General features: G+C 35.4%; 22 protein-coding genes, 1 tRNA gene and 2 pseudogenes. 10 read left to right on the top strand and 15 right to left on the bottom strand.

Annotation, left to right across the window (positions count from 1 at the left end; translation table 11 throughout):
* Positions 1-230 precede the first annotated feature (230 nt).
* The 8 genes from OPR46_RS03410 to OPR46_RS03375 all read right to left on the bottom strand — a co-directional run bounded on the left by OPR46_RS03410 (position 231) and on the right by OPR46_RS03375 (position 4,700).
* Positions 231-407, bottom strand: coding sequence for a hypothetical protein (locus tag OPR46_RS03410; protein WP_265042728.1), 177 nt, complete (start codon positions 405-407; stop codon positions 231-233).
* A complete protein-coding gene (locus OPR46_RS03405) occupies positions 352-951 on the bottom strand; it encodes a Fic family protein (protein ID WP_265042725.1) in 600 nt (199 codons plus the stop codon). Before OPR46_RS03405 ends, OPR46_RS03410 begins: the two co-directional genes overlap by 56 nt.
* 32 nt (positions 952-983) lie before the next feature.
* Positions 984-1,193 (bottom strand): hypothetical protein, encoded by a 210-nt coding sequence (locus OPR46_RS03400; protein WP_265042723.1) that lies wholly within the window; start codon positions 1,191-1,193, stop codon positions 984-986.
* A 169-nt stretch (positions 1,194-1,362) separates the two neighbouring features.
* Positions 1,363-2,355, bottom strand: coding sequence for a DNA polymerase III subunit delta (gene holA, locus OPR46_RS03395; protein WP_265042721.1), 993 nt, complete (start codon positions 2,353-2,355; stop codon positions 1,363-1,365).
* Positions 2,356-2,360: 5 nt separating this feature from the next.
* A complete protein-coding gene (locus OPR46_RS03390; RefSeq protein WP_265042720.1) occupies positions 2,361-2,540 on the bottom strand; it encodes a hypothetical protein in 180 nt (59 codons plus the stop codon).
* 131 nt (positions 2,541-2,671) lie between these two features.
* A complete protein-coding gene (locus OPR46_RS03385; protein ID WP_010962536.1) occupies positions 2,672-3,472 on the bottom strand; it encodes a metal ABC transporter permease in 801 nt (266 codons plus the stop codon).
* Between the two features lies 1 nt (position 3,473).
* Positions 3,474-3,830 (bottom strand): Mth938-like domain-containing protein, encoded by a 357-nt coding sequence (locus tag OPR46_RS03380; RefSeq protein WP_265042719.1) that lies wholly within the window; start codon positions 3,828-3,830, stop codon positions 3,474-3,476.
* A gap of 3 nt (positions 3,831-3,833) precedes the next feature.
* Complete coding sequence (locus OPR46_RS03375) at positions 3,834-4,700, bottom strand: 4-(cytidine 5'-diphospho)-2-C-methyl-D-erythritol kinase (protein ID WP_265042718.1); 867 nt, start codon at positions 4,698-4,700, stop codon at positions 3,834-3,836.
* 81 nt (positions 4,701-4,781) lie between these two features.
* On the opposite strand from OPR46_RS03375, the gene OPR46_RS03370 reads away from it, so the two are divergent.
* Together OPR46_RS03370 and OPR46_RS03365 are read left to right on the top strand one after the other, a co-directional pair.
* A complete protein-coding gene (locus tag OPR46_RS03370) occupies positions 4,782-8,114 on the top strand; it encodes a UvrD-helicase domain-containing protein (RefSeq protein WP_265042717.1) in 3,333 nt (1,110 codons plus the stop codon).
* A 6-nt stretch (positions 8,115-8,120) separates the two neighbouring features.
* Positions 8,121-8,444, top strand: a complete 324-nt coding sequence (locus tag OPR46_RS03365; protein WP_265042715.1) for a hypothetical protein — start codon at positions 8,121-8,123, stop codon at positions 8,442-8,444.
* Positions 8,445-8,615: 171 nt separating this feature from the next.
* Here the strand turns inward: OPR46_RS03365 and radC are convergent, their stop codons facing one another.
* From radC to OPR46_RS03345, 4 genes are all read right to left on the bottom strand, one after another.
* Positions 8,616-9,290 carry a RadC family protein gene (gene radC, locus OPR46_RS03360; RefSeq protein ID WP_265042713.1) on the bottom strand — a complete coding sequence of 225 codons (675 nt, stop codon included), beginning with the start codon at positions 9,288-9,290 and terminating at the stop codon, positions 8,616-8,618.
* Positions 9,265-9,459 carry a hypothetical protein gene (locus tag OPR46_RS03355; protein ID WP_155968352.1) on the bottom strand — a complete coding sequence of 65 codons (195 nt, stop codon included), beginning with the start codon at positions 9,457-9,459 and terminating at the stop codon, positions 9,265-9,267. The genes radC and OPR46_RS03355 overlap by 26 nt, the downstream gene beginning before the upstream one ends.
* 178 nt (positions 9,460-9,637) lie before the next feature.
* Complete coding sequence (locus OPR46_RS03350) at positions 9,638-10,234, bottom strand: RDD family protein (RefSeq protein WP_015589093.1); 597 nt, start codon at positions 10,232-10,234, stop codon at positions 9,638-9,640.
* Between the two features lie 24 nt (positions 10,235-10,258).
* Positions 10,259-10,341: transfer RNA gene (locus tag OPR46_RS03345), tRNA-Leu, on the bottom strand.
* Between the two features lie 114 nt (positions 10,342-10,455).
* Here OPR46_RS03345 and OPR46_RS03340 point away from each other — a divergent pair.
* From OPR46_RS03340 to OPR46_RS03325, 4 genes are all read left to right on the top strand, one after another.
* Entirely contained in the window at positions 10,456-11,907 is a 1,452-nt protein-coding gene (locus tag OPR46_RS03340; protein ID WP_265042711.1) for a replicative DNA helicase, read from the top strand.
* A gap of 121 nt (positions 11,908-12,028) precedes the next feature.
* Positions 12,029-12,304, top strand: a complete 276-nt coding sequence (locus OPR46_RS03335; RefSeq protein ID WP_265042710.1) for a hypothetical protein — start codon at positions 12,029-12,031, stop codon at positions 12,302-12,304.
* Entirely contained in the window at positions 12,289-12,834 is a 546-nt protein-coding gene (locus OPR46_RS03330; protein WP_265042709.1) for a hypothetical protein, read from the top strand. The genes OPR46_RS03335 and OPR46_RS03330 overlap by 16 nt, the downstream gene beginning before the upstream one ends.
* A complete protein-coding gene (locus OPR46_RS03325; RefSeq protein ID WP_265042707.1) occupies positions 12,831-13,334 on the top strand; it encodes a hypothetical protein in 504 nt (167 codons plus the stop codon). Before OPR46_RS03330 ends, OPR46_RS03325 begins: the two co-directional genes overlap by 4 nt.
* Here OPR46_RS03325 and OPR46_RS03320 read toward each other — a convergent pair.
* Together OPR46_RS03320 and metG are read right to left on the bottom strand one after the other, a co-directional pair.
* Positions 13,324-13,452: a hypothetical protein gene (locus OPR46_RS03320; protein WP_265042706.1), complete on the bottom strand. Its 129-nt coding sequence runs from the start codon at positions 13,450-13,452 to the stop codon at positions 13,324-13,326. The two genes, OPR46_RS03325 and OPR46_RS03320, sit on opposite strands and share 11 nt — an antisense overlap.
* Before the next feature lie 77 nt (positions 13,453-13,529).
* The gene (metG, locus tag OPR46_RS03315) at positions 13,530-15,119 is read right to left on the bottom strand and encodes a methionine--tRNA ligase (RefSeq protein ID WP_265044027.1); all 1,590 of its coding nucleotides are present in this window, start codon (positions 15,117-15,119) and stop codon (positions 13,530-13,532) included.
* A gap of 290 nt (positions 15,120-15,409) precedes the next feature.
* Between metG and OPR46_RS03310 the strand changes: the two are divergent.
* Positions 15,410-15,553: pseudogene (locus tag OPR46_RS03310) on the top strand (TrbC/VirB2 family protein); the annotation flags it as partial.
* A gap of 167 nt (positions 15,554-15,720) precedes the next feature.
* Here OPR46_RS03310 and ubiG read toward each other — a convergent pair.
* A complete protein-coding gene (gene ubiG / locus OPR46_RS03305; protein ID WP_265044026.1) occupies positions 15,721-16,896 on the bottom strand; it encodes a bifunctional 2-polyprenyl-6-hydroxyphenol methylase/3-demethylubiquinol 3-O-methyltransferase UbiG in 1,176 nt (391 codons plus the stop codon).
* Between the two features lie 1,004 nt (positions 16,897-17,900).
* Here ubiG and dnaG point away from each other — a divergent pair.
* The 3 genes and pseudogenes from dnaG to OPR46_RS03290 all read left to right on the top strand — a co-directional run bounded on the left by dnaG (position 17,901) and on the right by OPR46_RS03290 (position 22,051).
* Positions 17,901-19,649: a DNA primase gene (dnaG, locus tag OPR46_RS03300; protein ID WP_265044025.1), complete on the top strand. Its 1,749-nt coding sequence runs from the start codon at positions 17,901-17,903 to the stop codon at positions 19,647-19,649.
* Positions 19,650-20,063: 414 nt separating this feature from the next.
* Positions 20,064-20,771 (top strand): Fic family protein, encoded by a 708-nt coding sequence (locus OPR46_RS03295; protein WP_265044024.1) that lies wholly within the window; start codon positions 20,064-20,066, stop codon positions 20,769-20,771.
* Positions 20,772-20,972: 201 nt separating this feature from the next.
* Positions 20,973-22,051 (top strand): annotated as a pseudogene (locus tag OPR46_RS03290) (efflux RND transporter periplasmic adaptor subunit).
* Positions 22,052-22,081 lie beyond the last annotated feature (30 nt).

Below are 22,081 nucleotides of genomic sequence, written 5' to 3'. Positions count from 1 at the left end.
TACTCTTTACGAGATTAGATACGTGCTTCTTTAAGGTATTGCAGTTTGCTTTAGTAATATTTTCCAAATCCTTAATTGTAAGACGTCCATGTTTGCTGAGTAGTGCTAATACTTTAGCAGAAAGTGGTGGTAAATAGAGATTTAACACTTTTTCATGTGACACCTTTTGTTCAAGATGAAATTTTTGCTTTTGTAGTGACCTTAAAAAGAATATAAGCCATGGATTAAAATCATAGCTGCTCGTCTTCAAGGATTGTTGAGTACGACGCAAAGCTAAGTAGTATAGCCTTTCTTATAATAGTCCGAATGCGATAAGATATGTGTTTATGGCTATAGCAGGCCAGTAGCATATTACGGTCTGTTCGGATTATTGTAAAAAGAGCTATAACTCTCCTTATTACTTTCAAGGGAACTGTAAGGTACATAGATATACCCTAACTTTAGTAACAAGAAAGTTGTGAGAATGCGTGATAATCTGCCATTTCCATCCTGGAAGGGATGAATAGCTAAAAAAGTAACTATAAAAATGCCAATAATTAATAGAGGGTGTAACGATTTCACCTCTAATTGCTGGCTAGTCCAATAAATAAGTTCTTGCATTTGTGTTGCTGTCTCAAATGGAGAGGCTGTTTCAAAAACTATGCCCAAGCTTTTTCCAGATTCATCAAACGCTTCAACATGATTGGGGAATTTTTTATATTCTCCCATGTGCCTTTGATCTTTATATGAAAATTGTAAAAGCCAGATGTGAAACTGTTTTATAGTGTTTTCTGTAAATGGCATCTTGTTAAAGTTTTGAAATACTTCTTCACACACATACGCATATCCGGCTATTTCTCGTTCATCTAGAGAACGAAATGAGCGTGTATCAAGTTTGGATAGTATAGCCTTTCTTATAATAGTCCGAATGCGATAAGATATGTGTTTATGGCTATAGCAGGCCAGTAGCATATTACGGTCTGTTCGGATTATTGTAAAAAGAGCTATAATTGCTCAACTTCACGGTCTGATAATCTTGCCCCTTCAATACGAGTAGAAGAACCAATACTTTCAATTGTTGCAATTTTCTTGAGCATTTGTAAACGTTCTGGAGCTAAATTACCAAACAATTGCCATGCTCCTTTAAATTCATCAATTTCAGCAACTAATTTTAACATTTCAGGTGTTATTACAATTTTTGAAATGTCAAACATATCTGTATTTTTATCTAGTTATATTCAATTATATTCGAAAATATCCTATTAGCAAAGAATACTTGTGAGACACACACTAAAGAATGAATTTTGGTAGGCACAAAAGGAGCTATTTTATGTTAAAATACAACATTTTGATGAAATTATAAGAAAGGCTGGATCCGAGTAGTCAGCTACCCGTCAGTGCATGTTGAAAAATCATTTTATGATCTAAATCAGTTTTTTTACAGGTAACTTCTAAGCTTATCAATTTTTCCAAGATCTTCTTAAGTTCTGAAAGTTGCAAACTTTTCAAATGAGATTTAAAACTCTGCAATTGTTTAAAAAACAATGGAGGGCTTAGCTGATCAATCGCAGCCTGCTCACTCATTCCACCTTGCACTGACAGCAAAACGTTTTCAAGGCGTAGGAAATAATTTGATATAATGCGAATTAGTGCTATCGGTGAAAAATTTTCTTGCGATATCAATGCATCAGAAATTCTAATGAAACGCGACATATCTTTACTTGCTATGGCAGAGCATAGATCATCAAGTGTAGCATAGTCGTTGCCGGAAGTTGAAAAGCATAATTCTATATCAGTAAGTTTTAGGTCTTTTCTCTCCCCTAAGTATAAAACTAACTTCTCAAGTTCTGAACATATAGGCAGCTTGCTATGATTAAAGTAAGATTGCAAATGGTAGATTATCTCATTTGTGCATTTTATATCATTTTGTTTTAAGTAACTTGATATAATGTCATAAAGATTGCTGTTGCTGTCCTTATAGCAAGCAATCACACCAAAAATTTTTGAACTCTCCATATAACTTTTAGTCGCAGAATTATATGGAAGATCATTTGCTACCATCATTACATAATGACCACTTGCGTTATAATCCAATACATTTTTTAACTCCTTGGATATACCTCCACTCACATTTATCAGCTTAATTAATTTTTTGCTGGTAAACATCGAAACGTTTGCCAATTCAGAAAACAGTAAACTGGGTGACTTATGCACTATTGCAAAATCCATCACCTGAACTGAATACTCACCCAAATTAGCAATTATTTCTTGTACATAAAAATCAACCCTACTGTTATCACTTCCATGAATTAACACACCACGCAAAGCATCAGGTTTCTCTAGGAATTTTTTAACTTTGGATGGTGTGACCCTCATGCTATCTATATGATATCATTCTCATTTGACTGTACATGAGTATCCAAAGACTCTGAGTCTCCTTGTACAATATTATGCACATCACCTGCTACATCATCTGACTCTTCTGTTTTTCCTGTAATATAATTATAAAATTTTTTCACAGGTTGAGATATATATTTGGAAAAAAATCCTTCTTCGCTCATATTGCTTACTCCATAAAATTAACAACTTATCATTAGCATATAAATAATAGTATAGCAAAAACTATTTTGTGCTAAGATAGTGATGTTTTATAATGAGTATATTACAAAATTATTAACATTCGAGATCAAAATTAAGCCAACCTGCTTAATACTAGCCTTATAAAATAAGCGATAATTAAATATACCGCTGCAACAAGTATAATTGCAGGTCCAGTTAACAAATCAAAACTTGCAGATAACATGAGACCTGATATCCCAGAGATCACAGAAAAAACTGTTGCAACAATAATCATCTGCATTGGAGTTTTCGAAATGAGCCTTGCAGATGCTGCTGGTATTAGCAAAAATGCAGCAATGAGTAATATTCCTATTAGTTGGGCAGCAATTGCTATAAATATAGCAAGAGTGATTAAAAATTCTAGTCTAACAAAGGTAACATTAATTTTTTCAACTACTGCTAAATCTTGATTAATTGAAATCATTAACCAATAACGCCATCTAAATATTAATATCAAAGTAACTACTGCAGAGGTTAAAAAAATCAATACTATATCACTTTGATCGAGCGTTAATATATCACCAAACAGTGAGCTAATAATACTATTATTGCCAGATGGAAGAAAAGACATAAGTATTAAACTCGATGATAAAACTACATTGGTAACAATGTTCAATATCGTATCAGCAGAATATAATCTGTTAAAATTAAGAGAAAGTAGTATAGCAAATGTAATTGCAATGAGCATTATGCTAAGCGATGGGCTAATCTTAAAGATTAAAGCAAGTGCAACACCAAGCAACGAAGAATGGGACAAACTATCACCAAGATAAGATAACCTTTGCCATATCATAAACGATCCTAAAGCGCCTGTTACTAGGCTAATTACAACTACTGCAACTAGACTATTGATGAAAAAGTCCTGGGTAAGCATGCTATATGGCTATTAGATAACTGACAACAAATCTATCTTCGGATATTAAAACGTTATGGGTTCTGCATGCAGAACCTGTTGTCATAAATTCAAAATTTAAACCTTTTTGTTCCATAAGATAGGACTTCACTGAAGAACTTGGTATATTGCGTGTTTTACCAGTACCTATTAACAAAATTTCTATTTCCTCTGTTAAAAAAGATTTAAAATGTCCCTTGCTATTTATATCACTTTCTTTCAATTTAATCACCTTTTCAGGAAAAATTATAATTGAGCCGCAATATTCTCTATTATTCACCAAAAATTTTCCTTCCCTGTAACCATTTATAAGATTTTTATTCTCGGAAATTAAGGGCATAAGTCAAACTATTAATTGAGTGTCACATACCCACCATTCTGGTTGCTTTTTTCCGATATTAACTGCAGCAGCTTTTGCATTTTCCTCACTATCGAATATTCCAAAACATGATACACCACTGCCTGACATGCGAGAAAGTATAGAGCCTTCTTGTGACTCAAGTGTTGATATCACATCCTTAATTTCAGGTACAAAGCTTATTGCTATTTCTTGAAGATCGTTTCTCGTCTCTTTAAGAAGCTTCAACAAATCCTTTTCAGCGTCATCGCTCCATTTAATTGGCTCAGAAAATTTTCCTTCATGTTTGGAAAATACCTCTGGTGTACTCAAAAACCTTTTTTTCGGTTTCACAAGCACCACATTTGTAGGTAAAGAGAATTTTTTAATGTGGCATAATTCTTCGCCAATACCTCTAACAAAAACTGGCTTGCTATCTACGCTTGCGGGAACATCAGCACCAACGTTTAAGGCTATTTCATTTAAAATCGTCCTACCAATCTCCCACAGCTTCCCTAGCGTACGTACCACAGCTCCAGCATCTGAGGATCCGCTACCAAGTCCTGCAGCAATTGGTATGTTTTTTACAACCTTTACAGTGACTTTAGTGCGTACAGGAGCATGCCTAAGGAGCAGATTAACCGCTTTCATTACAGTGTTATATTGGTTATTTATTTTAGACTCGGAGTTTATAAATTCAACTGTAGAGTTATCGTATCTAGAATCCTTCTCACCTACTTTTATTTCCAAAAAATTAGAGAGATTAGCAAAGACAAATAAACCTTCAATCAAGTGATACCCTGTTTCTTTTTTGTCTACAACATGCAAAAAAAGATTGATTTTTGCAGGCGCCTTTACACAAAAACTTTTCATTATATATCTTCACTAACACTATTTTTACATTATATGTATAATGCTATTCTAGTCAACTTTTATAAGGTTCTCGCACTTCTGATGAGATCAAATGCCATAAATCCTAATTTCTCTGTGTGGGTAAATGCGTCCGCTGGTACAGGCAAAACAAAAATCTTAATAGACAGAGTATTGAGACTTTTATTAGAAAACAAAAGAAATATTCTTTGCTTAACATTCACCAATGCTGCAGCAAACGAAATGGAGAATCGCATTCACAGCATACTCAGTAAGTGGGCAATATGCTCAGAGAGTGAATTAATAATGGATCTGGAACAATTAGACCTCTTGCATTTAAGTGAGGAATCGGTGTCATCCCAGCGCGTGACGCTGGAATCCAGAAAAAAGGAAGAATGGATTCCAGTGTCAAGCACTGGGATGACAAAGGAGAGTGCTGGGATAACGGAGGGATCCAGAAAAAATGAAGCACTTGATCGTCACTTAACAAGAGCAAGAAGGCTTTTCTCTGAACTGGAAAATCTTGGTCTAACTATACAAACCATACACGCTTTCTGTTACAAATTAATCTCCAGCTTTCCTATAGAAGCTGGCATTGCTCCAAATTGCACGCTGAGTGAATGTAAAGAATTACATTCACTCATATTCAATAAAGTGCTTCATAACGAAACTGTGCAGTATGATATCAACCTTATTGCAACTGAAATTGATGAAAATAAACTACGCGATTTGCTTTATACTTTATGTATAAAAAGATCGATATCAGCAAATGATTCGAAATATATCAAAGATAAATTGAGCGCCCCAGATGAAATTCATGACTTACAGAGTGAAACAATTGAGCACGTGGGAAGACTAGCCGAGATATTAAGTGAAGGCAGTAAAAGAGATCAGAGTTATAGTGAAATACTTTATTCTACTGTCATCCCAGCTGGGATCCAGAAAAAAAGAACCAGTGTCAGCTACTCGGATGATACCGGAATAAAGTGGAATGACACCAAAATAGAAAACCTAGCCAAGGTATTTCTAAAATCAGAATCGCACGAAAAAAAGAGCATATCATCCATTGCAACAAAAAGTATTTTGGAGAAATTCAAAGATGCAGAGCAAATAATAGAGAGCGTTCAGAATGTAGTATTTACCCATATAAGAGACATGAACTCTTATCAAATATTCAAGAGAACCAGTAGCTTACTTGGTGTATTTAAAGTATATATTGATTTGTATAATAGTGAAAAATCAAAAAATGCACTGCTTGACTACAATGATATAATTGACTTAGCAACAAATCTTCTCAGCAATCCAAACTATAAAGATTGGATATTGTTTAACTTGGATCAAAAAATAGATCACATCCTTGTTGACGAGGCACAAGACAATAGCATCAGCCAGTGGAAAATTATAACAAATCTCTGCGATGAATTTTTTGCCGGTAATGATGAAAAGCGAACCTTATTTGTAGTTGGTGACGTAAAACAATCCATATACAGATTTCAAGGAGCAAATCCCCATCTATTCAACTATATGCAACAATACTTTCATACGAAAACTGGTTGGATATCATGCCAACTTGAAAAGTCATTTCGTTCAACTCCAGAAGTTTTGATGCTTGTAGATAGAATATTTAATAACTTCCGCGCAGAAATATCTTTTAATGATAATGAAATAAAACATGTTCCACATAGAGAAAATGACCAAGGATATATTGAAATTTGGCCAGCTTTACCAAGGCGCAAAGAGAAAGAACAGCGAGCTTTACAAATTCCTCTGACATGCAAGGAAGGTTATACAATAGCAGATCGATTACTTGCTCAAACAATAGCTAACAGAATTCACAATTGGTTAAACGAAGGGCGGATTTTAGTCGCTAAAGATCGCCATATAGAGCCAAGAGACATTATGATTTTGGTGCGACAACGAAACGTGTTAGTTGATTACATAATAAGCGAACTTAAAAAAGCAAATGTGCCAGTTGTAGGCCGGGATTATTTTAGAATTATGGACTATATAGCCGTGCAGGACTTAATAGCTTTGGCCGAATTTTTACTCCTCCAGGCAAATGATTTAGCTCTTGCAAATGCTTTAAAATCACCGCTATTTAATTTCACCGAGGATGATTTATTTAACATTGCATACGACCGTAAAGAGCATTCACTATGGGAAAGAATTCACGATTATTCTGTGGTTATCTATAGTGAATTAAACTATCTCATTAACTTATCTCGCACAGAGCCTCCTCTTGCACTATTTACGCATATATTACGTACAGGTAAGAAGAAATTTGCTGCAAGGCTAGGTCTTGAGTGCTTCGAGGTCCTAGACGAATTTATGAACCTTGTGTTGCAATTTGAAAATCCATCTCTTCAAGCGTTTGTTCAGTGGATCAAGGAGAATAACCCGGAGATTAAGAATGATATGCAATCAGAACGCAATGCTGTGCGAATAATGACAATTCACAAATCAAAAGGTCTGCAAGCTCCCATAGTATTTTTGGTTGATACAAACACAGTGCCAAGAAACAGTGAAAGCATTATCTTTGATGGAACGGAAGCACCATTTTGGTGTGGAAAAAACAACAACGCTTATTGCGATCAAGTAAAAAGAGAGAAAAAACTAGAGGATTATAATGAATATTTGCGTTTATTATACGTAGCACTCACGCGTGCTGAAGATGAGTTATACATCTTAAGTAAAGAGCCAGTGCAAAAGGGCTCTTGGTATGATCTAATCACTAAGTATGGAGAACCATATAAAAAGAAACAAAGGGGTTTACGGCCAATATTTAAAGAAATAGTTGAAGTATTATGCGTGAATGAAAACTACCCTTACATTTATAAAAAACGTGATTACTTTGACGTTCCGGTCATTTCCCTTCCACCAGCTTTAGCCCACTCTTCGGTGTCATCCCAGCGCGTGACGCTGGAATCCAGTGAAAAAGAAGGAGCAGAATGGATCCAAGTGTCAGCTACTTGGATGACAGATGGTTATGCAAGAGGCCTGATTATTCACAGCATATTGCAGTATATGCCCAAGATAGAAAAAGAAAGGAGAAAAAATTGGGTCAGAAAATACCTTGATAACATCAGCGAAGATAAGGATGAAATTTACAGTAAAATATTAGCCTTTAATGAAAAATATGGCTATTTGTTTGACTTGGAAGGCAAATCAGAGATTACACTGAGTGGAACAATTGATGGCAAGTCAGTATTAGTACGACTAGATAGGCTATGCATAACGCAAGATAAAGCAATCATAATTGACTACAAATCACACCGTAACGTTTCTGTTTCCTTATTAAATGAAATAAAAAAACAGATGTTAATCTATAAAACCTTAGTACAAGAAATATATCCAAACAAGCAAGTAGAGTGCGTGGTTATTTGGGTGGAAGATTTAACCATTCAATCTGACTTTTAACGAAACTTGATTGCAAGAAATAGCTACTACGTCATACCACCGCGAACCGTCATCCCGCGATTCATTCCACAACTGTACGAACATTGCGATTTGGGCCTACCAGAAGGGTGTCATGAAAGTATAGCTCTTTTTACAATAATCCGAACAGACCGTAATATGCTACTGGCCTGCTATAGCCATAAACACATATCTTATCGCATTCGGACTATTATAAGAAAGGCTATAGCTGACACTGGTTCCTTTATGACGGCAGTGCCCAGACACTGGGATCCAGGAAACTTAATTGCAAGTAATGCATTGGGTTTGGTGAGTATGGGTTTTGCGTTATAGAATGAAGCACTTTTGGTGAATTTGTAAAGAAAACTGGATTCCAGTGTCAAGCACTGGAATGACAAGTTCTCGGCAACCCCTACGTCATCCCGTCACGGTATCTCTTAGCCGCTAACACGTAGCGGAATGACGATTGTCGGTAAATCTAAGTTACTGTAGCTATAAAGGCTTTCACAACAACCTATTTTCCTTGAAACTAAAATAGCTACTGAATGTAATAATAATGTGGTCTATTAATTCTATTCCTATACTTTGGCAAGCTTCTGCTAGTTGTCTAGTGAGAGATATATCGCTATTTGAAGGTTGTGTATCTCCGCTTGGATGATTGTGAGATATTACAATGGATGTTGAACCAATCAAAAGTGCGCGCTTGATGATCTCTCTGACATAAAGAGGAGTTTGATCTACTGTACCAATATTTTGCAGGTCTTCCGCTATTAGACGATACTTTTTATTCATATAGATGACACGAAAATTTTCCTTATTGAGGCTTCCTATACTTATTCTTAAATAATCAAGCAATTTTTCCCAGTTATCGATTACAGGCAGGTTTTTTATTTCTTCTCTTGCAGAACAAACAAAGGCTTGTTTTACACAAAAGATGGCAGATATCGCTGCATTGCTGACATCATCAACGTTTTGCAGCGCTTCCAGGTCAGCATTAAAAACTTTATTTAAGCTGCCAAAACTTTCTATCAAACTCTTTGCCACCGGTTTTACATCAATTCTACTATATGCTGAATATAAAATGTGCTCTAAAACTTCATAATCAAGTAATGATTGTCCATTATCTAAAATAATTTTCTCTCTTAGGCGCTTTCTATGCCCCTTTTTGTAATTTTTCATCATCAATGAATTGCTTATCTCTTGTATAATAAGAAATTAGATTTTTAAGTAAAATATTTAATAAAGCGCATGACGCACAATTGTAAGAACATTCATTTTTAAAGACAGCAAATGGTGTCATGAAAGTAGCTGAGACACTGTCCTCCTTTGTCATACGAGTAGCTGACACTGGTTCCTTTACGACGGCAGTGCCCAGAGGTGTCATCCCAGTGCATGCACATAGTGCAAAAAATTAAAAATAAGACGCCAATACGTAACACTGTTGTCGTTTAATCTGCACAGATTGAAGATAAATGAATACCTTCAGTATCATGATAAAGGGGCTGGCGAAGGGTGTCAAGTAGTTTTTAGCTCTGCCTTCTAAGGCTTTTACTCGTGACAACCACTGTGCCTGCGATCTTATCGTGCCAAGTTTGACAGCGTTTGTTGAAATTTGACCATAAAAAGCCCAAGAACAATGGTGCAACTGACAATATAAAGGAAAAAAATCTCTTTGTTGCTTGTTTTAGGGTCATCTTTTCGAAAGTTTGTGCATCCACAACTCTAAGCCCAAATAATAGTTTTCCAGGTGTAGTAGCAAACTTTACCCACATATATATTACATAGCAAAAGAGCATAATAAACTGGACTATTTGATTTAGGATTAGTAATTTTATAAGTCTACTCTGCGTTGTCTTTTCTTCCGCAGACAGTGGTGCTTGCATTGGGGATTTTGCAGCAATTTGACTTAATATTTTGCTATCCTCTGAGTTCATAAAGAGCTGATTTAAGGCTTGGCTGCAAAACTGCAAGAACAAAACGATAATAATCAAATCAAGCAATACTGATATATAGCGCCTGAGGCCCGTTACATAACATATCCCATTTTCATCTTTCTTTACCTTTTGAATAACATTTATAGAAGAAAAAATAGAAAATAAACGATTAAAAAATTTATGTAACATATATATACTTTCCAACATTTAACGTGCCCCTGGCCGGACTTGAACCAGCATGCTTTTGCAAGCAACAGATTTTGAGTCTGCCGTGTCTACCATTCCACCACAGGGGCATTAAGTTTTAATGCTATAGGCAACACGGAATTAGTCAAATTTTTTTGCCTTTACATCTTTCAAATGAGGACTAAATATTCTACAATAATCAACAGTTACTCTCAAAACTTAAAATGAATGAATTAGCCAATCTCCTCAGTTCAAGAAGTGTAGGTAAGGAAATATGTAAATTACCGCATAATTTAGAAGCTGAACAGATGCTTATTGGTGCAATGATTCGTGATAATAGAATCTGTGATGCAGTTGAAGACACAATTACAGCAGAAAATTTCTATGATCCACTGCATCAAAGTATTTTTACGCAAATATCTAAAACCAGGAAACACGGTATAGTTGCCAATGAACTGAGCCTCAAAATGTTTTTTGAGAACGACCAAGCGTTTACCGAGTGTGGCGGGGTAGAGTACTTAGCAAAGCTTGCAGCGAAGGCAAGTATTGCACTTGATATTTATAGTTTGACTAGAATAATCCGTGATACTTACTTAAGGAGATGTTTAATCAAGCTCGGGCAAGAAATAGTTGGTGATAGCTACAACTACGATATTGAAAATCCTGCACAGGCGCAAATTGAACAAGCAATGACAAAATTGTTCAATTTGGCAGTAAAAAAACAAGGTGAGAAAACATATATAAAACTTGCAAGTTCAATTAAAGATGTAGTTGAGAAGATCAGCACACTGAAAAATAATCCAGAAGCGCTAGGCGTTACAACCGGACTTCAAGATCTAAATCAGCTTCTTGGTGGTCTACAAAAATCTGATTTATTAATTTTAGCTGCAAGGCCTTCTATGGGTAAAACAGCATTGGCGCTAAACATCGCACTTAATGCTTGTAAGATGTTGCAAAAAAGAGCAGATAAGCAACACTATGTAGCGTTTTTCTCGCTTGAAATGTCAGCAGAGCAATTAACTGCAAGGCTGATCACTATAGATTCAGGAATTAGTTATTATAAGGCATTAACCGGGAGAATTAGTGATTTTGAATTGCATGAATTTATCAATACTAGTACAGAATTATCTGAACTGCCTTTCATCATAGATGACACCCCTGCGCTATCAATTAGTGCCCTTCACACCAGAATACGCTTGCTGTATCAATTATATAATGTAGAAGTGGTATTCATTGATTATTTGCAGCTAATCAGAGGAACAACAAAAAGGAGTAATGAAAATAGAGTGCAAGAAATCTCGGAAGTGACGCAGGGTTTGAAAGCAATTGCAAAGGAGCTAAATATTCCCATTGTTGCACTATCTCAGCTCTCTCGTTCTGTTGAGCAGAGGGATGATAAAAAACCACAACTTTCTGATTTACGTGATTCAGGGAGCATAGAGCAAGACGCAGATATAGTAATGTTTCTCTATAGAGAAGAGTATTATGAACTAAGAAAACAGCCAAATGAAGGAAACAATAAACATCGGGAATGGCAAGAGAAAATGGAAAAAATTAGAAACATTGCAGAGCTCATTATTGCAAAGCAGAGAAATGGACCAATTGGCAGTGTGAAGCTATATTTTGACTCTAACAGAGGTGCATTTAAAGATTACACGGAAAGGCATAGTTCATAGCTTGGCAGCAATCTTCTTGTTCCCAAGTTTATCAATTATTTTTTTATGTAAAGATAGCTTGACAACTTCTTAAAAATCCTTTTATAATGGTATTATATTTTATAATACGTGAGGAATAATCATGATAAGTAAAGACAATGTACCCTATTATATAGCTGGAACTTTGGCTACTTTCACTTTATTAGCATCTGAAGTGTTTGCTGCAGCTCCTTATATTGGTTTCTTAGCTCCAGTTGCAGCATTAAGTGTTGGCTTGCCATTTATAGCTCTTTTTACAATAATCCGAACAGACCGTAATATGCTACTGGCCTGCTATAGCCATAAACACATATCTTATCGCATTCGGACTATTATAAGAAAGGCTATATTATTGGTTATGCTGTGTTTTCTGTTGTAACTATTGCACTTTCGTATAAAGCAATTAGTAAGAACAAAACAAATTCTGAGTTAAAAAATGAAATGAAAGCTCAAGAGCAAACAATTTCTGGGCAAAAAACTCAACTAGCTAAAAAAGAAGCGGAAGTAAAAGCTCAAGAGGAAGAAAATTCTAAGTTAAAAGATCAAGTACGCACTCAAAAGCAGAAAAGTTCTGAGCAAAAAACTCAACTAGCTGAAAAAAATAAAAAGATAGAAGAAGACAAATTAAAAGTGGCAATTGCTGATGGCACTGTTCAGCTTGCAAAAGGAACAGTTATAGCTCTTTTTACAATAATCCGAACAGACCGTAATATGCTACTGGCCTGCTATAGCCATAAACACATATCTTATCGCATTCGGACTATTATAAGAAAGGCTATAATAGCGCTGTTTGGTTTGCAAAAGAAGCAGTTAATGGTGTCTTGTATTCTGGCAAATATGCTTACGATAATTATGTGCCATCAACTGAGTCTACAAAAGGAACACTTAGTGGTATTGGAGGTGGCTTGAAAAATACTTATGATGCGTCAATTGCATCTGTAAGAGGAGCACTTAACAGCGTTGGAAGCAGCTTGTACAGTAGGATTTATGGTACTAAGGTTTCTAGTCCGGAAGAGCAGTTTAAGCGTGAAGATGGATCTAAACCTAGCATGCAAGAACTAACTCGTTTGGATTATTTAAATCTTGAGGTTCTTTCCAGTGAGCAAAAGCAACGAGCTAATAGTTTGGATTATTTAAATATTGATAACGTTCCTAAGCAACCTGATCATTTAAATGTTGATGCTGCTAAAAGTGATTTAATGAGTCTTTCTGAGGATCAGGATGTATTTTATGATGCAGAATCTGGTGATGAAAAAGGTACTGAGATTTCTAGCCCAGAAAGTCAGCCAACTAAAGAAGAAAATGGTCAAGGCTGGTTTACATGGAGCCTAGGAAAGGTTAAGTCGGCAATGACTGAAGTAGTAGTGATAGATGCTGATGTTACTAAACCATATTTTGCTAAAGTATAGCCTTTCTTATAATAGTCCGAATGCGATAAGATATGTGTTTATGGCTATAGCAGGCCAGTAGCATATTACGGTCTGTTCGGATTATTGTAAAAAGAGCTATAACTAAGGCACTTGCCACCTAACTTGAATATGTAGACAGCGGTGTGCACCGTCGTTAACTAAAGATAATCCCATCCAGGAGAAATAGTTTTTACACTATTTCTCCTCTTTAGCATCAACCCTCAAAAAAACCGGCGTAGGTTTAGGCAGCGTAATGCCTAAGCTTACGCATGCGTTGCACAGAGATTTTAAATCTTGTTGCTCTTTCGGGATTTGCAGTTGATCAAGTATCATTTCCGCTGAACTCGGGACAATTGGCTGCAATAAAATGCCTATTATCCTGATATATTCCAGTAACTTGTAAATTACTAAATTCATGCGCTCTCTGTCAGTTTTGCTTAGTGTCCAGGGTGCACTTTTGTCTATGTAGGCATTTGCTTCAGAAGAGATGTTGATGATTAGAAGTATGATATGGTTAAATTCATACTTTGATAGGTGATTCATCACTTGATCGAGTATAGCTTTGCAACCTGGAAGACTTTCTTCACCTTTAAGTAGGCTTTGATCGATTGTTGGTACAATTCCAGAACATTGCTTGTGTAAAAATGAAATTGTTCTTTGTACTAAATTGCCTATGTTGTTTGCCAGTTCTGAATTTATCCGGCTGATCATATTTTTCTTACTAAAGTTGCCATCTTGGCCGAAGCTTGCTTCCCTGAGGAGAAAATAGCGTAGCTGATCAACACCAAACTCTTGAGCGAGGCCAATTGGATCTATGACATTACCAAGGGACTTGGATATTTTCTCTCCCTCGTTCAACCACCAACCATGAACTGCAATTTGTTTTGGCAGTGGCAGGTCTGCTGCAAGGAGAATCGCTGGCCAATATACAGCATGAAAGCGCAATATGTCTTTACCGATTACATGAACGTTGAAAGAGTTGTCAGCTAGGTTTGCAGCGCTTGACACTGGAATCTGTGTTTCTGGTTCTGCCCAAAACCTCTTATATTCCTCACCTTCAGTACTAGGGAAACCTATTGATGTAAGATAATTGGTTAATGCATCTATCCAGACATAGATTACGTGTTTGTCATTACCTGGTACTTTTATTCCCCAGTTAAAACTAGTGCGAGAGATTGAGAGGTCAATGAGCCCTGATCTTACAAACGATATCACTTCATTTCTTCTGCTCTCAGGAAAGATAAAACTTGGCTGATTTTTATAGAGTTCCAGTAATTTTTCTTGCCAGTTTGATAAGCGAAAAAAGTAACTCTCTTCTTTTATCCACTGGACCTCAGCACCTGTTGGTGCTTTGCCATCTATCAGCTCTGATTCCTGATAAAATGCTTCATCACGAACTGAATACCAACCCGAATAGGAATCCAAATATATTTGCCCTCTCTCTTCAAGTCTATTCCATAAAGCTATAACTGCTTTTTTGTGACGTTCCTCCGTAGTGCGAATAAAATCGTCATACTCAAAATTCATGAACTTAGCCAATTCTTTAAATGAAACGCTCACTTCATCTGTAAATTCTTTTGGCTGCATTTCCTTTGCTTTAGCTGCTTTTTCTATTTTTTGTCCATGTTCATCTGTACCTGTGGTAAATTTGACATTTTTCCCAGCTAGTTTCATGAACCTTGCCACCACGTCACACAAGAGAGAAGTGTATCCATGACCAATATGTGGCTTATCGTTTACGTAATATACTGGCGTGGTGATGTAAAAGTTCTCGAATTGTTCCATGGTTTAGCATTTTGATAAAAATCAACTGAGTTAATTATAGTATTAAAAAGGCAGTAATAAATAAATATTGATTGGGTTAAGCATAATTTTTGAAAAAAGCTATTTACTGAAATTTTATTAAAATAAGAAACAATCAGGCATGATTATTGAAAGAACAATGAGAAATTTTCTTGTAATTCTATTTATATAGCTCTTTTTACAATAATCCGAACAGACCGTAATATGCTACTGGCCTGCTATAGCCATAAACACATATCTTATCGCATTCGGACTATTATAAGAAAGGCTATACAGTGGTAATAATTGGTTCAAGCTTACTTGCAATATTTGGCAGAATGCCTTGGCCTGTACTTTTCGCACTGGGTATGTTTGTTGCTGTGTTTTTTGGTGCTCCTCAAATTGTAACAAAGGTAACAGAAAAAGAAGTTTGTTGTCTTTTTAAAGGTCAAACCTTGGAGAATGGAAAGTGTGTTGCTGCTCCTGGATATGAACGTGTAGGTACAGGTTATGCTTGTCGTTCCGGTTGGGCGCTAACTAATAAAGGCTACTGTATAAAAGCTGGCCAAGATCCTTCAAAGTATTGGAAGTGAAAATGGTGCTTTTATAGAGTTAAATCTAACAAACCGCAGAGTATATAATTAACATCCACGCCTTTAGTTAGATTCCACTCACGCTTTATTACGTTGTACTCCATGCCAGCCATGTTTTGCAGCGTTACATTATTTTCTCTTAAGTGATTTGCAATTTCTGACGGCTTGAGAAATTTATTCCAGTTATGTGTACCTTTTGGCAGCCAATTTAATATGTACTCTGCACCAATTATTGCAAGACAAAAGGATTTAATAGTTCTATTTATTGTGGATATAAAGATTAACCCCTCCGGTTTTAGCAGTTCTATCGCTTTTTTCATGAAAAGCTCTAAATTATCCACATGTTCAACTACTTCCATCAGCAGAACCACGTCGTACTTCTTGTCATTGCTTAGCTCTTCAATGCTGGTGTGTATATATTCTATATTTAACCCTACTTTTTTCGCATGTGAATGCGCTACTTTTATGTTTTCTTCACATACATCTATTCCCACAACGTTAATGCCAACGCGTGCCATTGACTCTGACAAAATGCCACCACCACACCCGACATCAAGCAATGATAATTCTTTTAAATTGCATTTTTTTAACTCTTTTATTTTCTCAATAATGTAAGATACTCTAACAGGATTCATCATGTGCAATGGTTTGAATTTGCCGTTCTCATCCCACCACTGGCCTGCCATTTTAGCGAATTTTGATATTTCATCTTCGTTATAAGTTTTTGTTTTTTTTTTCTTAGAGGTTATATTGCTGAGTTTATCAAGGCGTTTTTTATGTCTGCTTTCTTTTGAAAATTCTGTTTCGAGGAATTGTTTGACTATGTCTTTTGCTAATCCACTCGCAGTAAATCCTGCACCAAGACACAGTACATTTGCGTTGCCATGCTCGCGAGCTAATTTTGCGATTTCAACACTATTACACAAAGCAGCGTAGATTCCTTCAAAACGATTTGCCACAGTACTCATGCCCAAACCTGTACCACAAATTAATATCCCATAATTTGTTTTTTTGCTTGTTATATCTTCTACAACTTTAACAGCATAGTCTGGATAATCCACGCACTTTTGCTGAGCAGTGCAGCCTTGATCTACCACTCTATAACCTAGGGTTTCCAGGTAAGGTTTTATTTCTGATTTTAATTCATAACCAGCATGATCTGAGGCAATTGATACCACATCTAACATATAAGAAATAAGGACATTCTATATGGGTTTGAACTTTCTGTCAAGTCATTCAATGCTTCTGACCTTTTGGGAGTTCTAAAGCTATAGCTAAGGTTTTCCTACGTCATACCGCAATTCATTCCACAACTGTACGAACATTGTGATTTGAGAATAATCTCCGCCAGGAAGGGTGTCATCCCAGTGCTTTGGCACTGAGATCCAGAAAACTTAATTTTAAATAAGTACACCAGATAGCTGTATATAGCTCTTTTTACAATAATCCGAACAGACCGTAATATGCTACTGGCATGCTATAGCCATAAACACATATCTTATCGCATTCGGACTATTATAAGAAAGGCTATAATAAGAACTGGATTCCAGTGTCAAGCACTGGAATGACACCTTCTGTATAAATATCAAGAAATTTACCAAACGAAAAAAAAGGCAAAAGAAGCCCCGTGGTTGGCTAATTACTTACATTATACTTTCAAGTATGGCGTTTTTTTATTCTAAACACTTAATAACCGCGATTTAGCTGCTTTTAAGCCGCAACTAATCTAAATTATAAACGTTAATAAATTTACTAAACAGAAAAAAAGGCAAAAGAAACCCTAGGGTAGCTAGTTATTCACTATCCATTTTTTAAGTTGGCGTTTTTTAATGTTTTAAATGCTTTATAAGCGTATTTCAGCTTGTGTAGGTCAAAACCCGGAAATTTGATAAAGACATAAGGTGCACATAGTGCAAAAAATTAAACATGAGACGCCAGATACGTTGAGTTTTTTTGTCATTTAATCTGTACAGAGAAGATAACCAAATAGCTTCAGTTTCATGATAAGGGCGCTGGCGAGGTTTGTCAAGGAAGTTTTTTGTTTCTGTGGGCTACCTGGATGACAGGATTGCTCTTGAATTTGTATAGCTACATTGTCGGTAAATCTAAATTGCTTTAGTTATAGAAATAAATTTCGAGTCAGATGTGTATAAATTCTATATAATTTTTATCCTACTACTAATTTAACAAGATGGATCATATAGATATTATAAAATCAAAATTATTATTATCCGACATAGTAGGTAAAAAAGTCAGATTAATAAAAAGAGGAGATAGTTTTGTTGGGCTCTGTCCATTTCATAACGAAAAAACCCCATCTTTTTCGGTGAGCAATACTAAGGGGTTATATTACTGTTTTGGTTGCTTAGCTAGTGGTGATGCATTTGAATTTATTTCACAAACTGAAGGATTAAGCTTTAAAGAAGCATTGGAAAAATTAGCATCGGTTACAGGTGTTGAACTGCCCAAAAATCTTAGTATTACAAAAGAGAACAATAAACTATTTTTAGCGCTTGATTTAGCTGCAAATTGGTTTGCACAAAAAAATCAAAGTGTTGTAGATTATTTAAAGCAGCGTAAGATTTCACCTAAAATCATAGATAAATTTAAGATAGGTTATGCACCAAGCTCTGGTTTGAAAGAGTATTTAAACTCTTCAGGTATTGAAGACAGAATTTTGATTGATATTGGATTAGTAAACAAAAATTTTCGTGATTATTTTTATGACCGGCTGATATTTCCTATATACAACATTGCAGGAAGAGTTATTGGTTTTGGTGGACGTGCGCTAAGTTCTGAGCAACAGCCGAAATATTTAAATAGCCCAGAGAGTCAGCTCTTCAAGAAGAGGGAGAATTTATACGGATTAAACTTTGCTTTAAGCGAAATACGTAAAAAACAGCACATATTTGTTGTTGAAGGATATATGGACACTATAGCGCTACATCAAGCGGGAATTAGTAATGCAGTTGCTCCGCTTGGTACCGCAATTTCTGCAGAACAGATAAAAAATCTATGGAGATTTGCTAAAGAAATCTCCATCTGTATGGATGGCGATAGTGCTGGACGTCATGCTGCTACTCGAGTTGCAGAACTTGCTCTGCTAATATTAGAGCCTGGATACACGTTAAAGTTTGTGACTTTGCCAAGTAATAAAGATCCATACGATATATGTAACGAACTGGTATACAAGAAAGAAGACGTGTTGACTGCTCTTGACCATTCAACAAAACTGCATTCTGAATATTTATGGCATCACATAATCGATAGCAATTTGCAAAATTATGAAAAACTTGCTCCGGAAAAATATTCAATTCTTGAGCACAAGTTCATGGAATATGTAAATACTATTAGCAACAGCAGTATTAGAAGGTATTACAGAGATTATTTTTACAATAAGGCTAGTGAACTAAGAATTAGCTTCAAAAAACAGATTTTTAATAGTAAAACTGGAGCAACAAAAGGTGAGTATCTTCATAACAAATCTCCAGAGCTAATTGAAGCAGAGCAAAATCAGGCCGTAATTTTGCGTATAGCCGTAGAATTTCCTGAAATCTTGAACCGTCCTATATTTTTTGAGCAATTTTCTCATTTTGAATTTACTAATGAGATGAAAAGATTACAACAGCGTATAATTGATGTAATAAGTAACAAAAGCAAACTCGATAAAGAGGCTTTGTTACAAGAATTGAAACAGTTTAACGTTATAAAGTATGTATTTGAAAAAACTAGTGTACTAAATAGCCAACTGAACGAGAGAAAATCTGCAGAAATTGTGTGGAATAATATAGTGTTACTAAAAGAGTTAAATGCATTACGAAAAGAAAGAACCGAAGCGAGGCTGAGCGGTAATCTTGACTTAGAAGAAAGGTTAATAGAACAAATAGAGCAAATAGAAAGTAGTATACAAGAAATGCAAATGGAGTTTATTGAAAAGTAGATATCGTCTCGTTAGTCAACAAGAAAATTACAAAATAAGACAATATTTTACATAAGATTGAAATTTTTAACTAATTAAGCCTTCCTCCAACAGCTTTGCCCTGTAGTTTTTGATATGGTTAGGATCACTTGAAAATGTATAATTTTTGTAGTTAGCTCTGCTATGCATATAAAGCTTACTATTGACTTTTATCACATTATCTCACATAATATGCATGTGAGAAGAATATGAACTGGGAGAATTTTCGTCTTAGTACACGTCTCAACCTAGAAAGGCCTGTAATTGAGCAAGTGTACGAGTTATAGCCTTTCTTATAATAGTCCGAATGCGATAAGATATGTGTTTATGGCTATAGCAGGCCAGTAGCATATTACGGTCTGTTCGGATTATTGTAAAAAGAGCTATAACAACCAGATGCTACTTTATAGTGAAAAAGATTTGTATCATAGAGGAAAATACAAAGCAAGTTCTAATAGAGTTGAGGCAAAAGATCAGAATGGAAAAGTTGTTGGTATAATTTTTGATCCCACACCACCTTACCTTGTTAGAAAGGAAGTACAAGAGCTTATTGATTGGTATCACTGGTCCTTAAATAATAAATTTAAGCATCCTCTTATTATTGTTGCTAACTTTGTTTTTGAGTATTTGGCAATACACCCTTTTCAAGATGGAAATGGCAGAACTAGTAGATTGATAACTAATTTAATGCTGTTGCAGCAGGGTTATGATTTTGTATCTATTGTATCACATGAAAAGATAATTGAAACTAACAAACTTGATTACTACTTAGCGCTTAATAAAACACAAAGTAGCTGGAAAAGTGGCAAAGAAGATATTTCCCCGTGGTTAATATTTTTTCTTAATGTACTCAAAACGCAAGCAAATGAGGCGCATTATATTCTTGAGAGGGAGAATACTGAATATTTATTATCAAGAAAACAATTGTTCTTCTGGGAATGGGCACTTAGCCTTGCAGATAAAGAATTTAGTAGAAAAGATGCTATAGAAGCTCTAGGATTTCCTCCAAGAACAGTAGAGGCAATTACAAAGAAACTGCTAGGGATGAAATACTTACAGCGTCTTGGAGAAGGCAAAGCCACTAGATATAAAGTTATTATTTAAAAGTTTTAGTATGTTTTTCAAGATTTTTTTAAATCCAGTCTTATGCACAACTTTGTTTGCAATTTTATTCGATTAAAAATTGCATTTTAGCAATAAAAAACTTACTTATTGTAGGAAAATCTTGTTTTTGTTCTCATATAAAACTATTTATGGAGTGACAATGGTACATGTATTATACTTACATTTCTGATTCGAAAATTTATGCAGTTGTTTCTAACAAGATTGGTCAACAAATTCTATTGTTTAAAGGTGAGAAACAAAGTAATCATCATTTCCAGTATTGCTTTTATTCTACTGTTTTTTATCAGCAGTGCATTTTTAAAAAAAGATCAGGCGGTTCATAGCGATAATGCAACTAGTAGCTTTTCAGTAAAAACTCAAGAATGTGCGCCGCAAAACCGCACTATATATTTAAATTTTTCTGGTACAGTAAATCCCTTACATAGAGCTAGCCTTGTCTCAAAAATAAGTGGTAAGATTATTGCTATTTATTTACCTGATGGTGAAAAGGTAAAAAGAGATGATGTAGTGTTAAAGATAGAAGATTGTGACAGGATTGAGCAAGCTCAGAAAGCCAAAGCTTTATTAAAGCAGCGTGAAATTGAGTATGATTCCTCTCACAAACTGAATAAAAAAGGCTATGGGGCACAAATACAAGTAGAAGCAGCTTTTACTGCGTTACAAAGTGCAAAAGCTGACCTAAAAAGGCTAGAATTGGATTTAGAAAATACTGCAGTCACATCTCCTATAGATGGTTATATTGATAAAATCAATGCAAACGAAGGGGATTTTGTTAATGCTGGGCAAAAAATAGCTGACGTGGTTAATTTCGATCAAATTCTTGTAGTGTTATACGTTTCGGAAAATGAAGTAAATAAAATAGAGCTAGGCAGCACAGCTCAAATTAATTTGCTGGACGGAAAAGAATTGGCAGGTGAAGTAAGTTTTATTAGTAAAATTGCTGAGCCTAAAACTGGGTCTTATAGGGTAGAGGTAAAGGTAACTAATAATATGATATCCTTGCAGGGACTAACTGCCAACGTAAGGCTACCTTCAGGCGAAAGATTTGCATATAAAGTTCCTTCTTCAGCCCTGAGCTTAAGTGACGAGGGTGCTCTTGGAATAAAGATTGTTGATGACAATAATTATGTAGTATTTGCACCAATAGAAATTGTTGATCATGAGAGCGATGGGTTTGGATAGTAGCAAATAACGAAGATAAACCCATAAAGTTAATAGTATTGGGCCACCTATTTGTTAAGCCTGGTGATAAGGTTTAAGACATAAGATCCTTTGACCTTACCCAGAGA

Source organism: Wolbachia endosymbiont (group A) of Scambus nigricans, from assembly GCF_947251485.1.
Taxonomy (GTDB): Bacteria; Pseudomonadota; Alphaproteobacteria; order Rickettsiales; family Anaplasmataceae; genus Wolbachia; species Wolbachia pipientis.
This window is presented reverse-complemented; position numbering and strand designations above follow the sequence as displayed.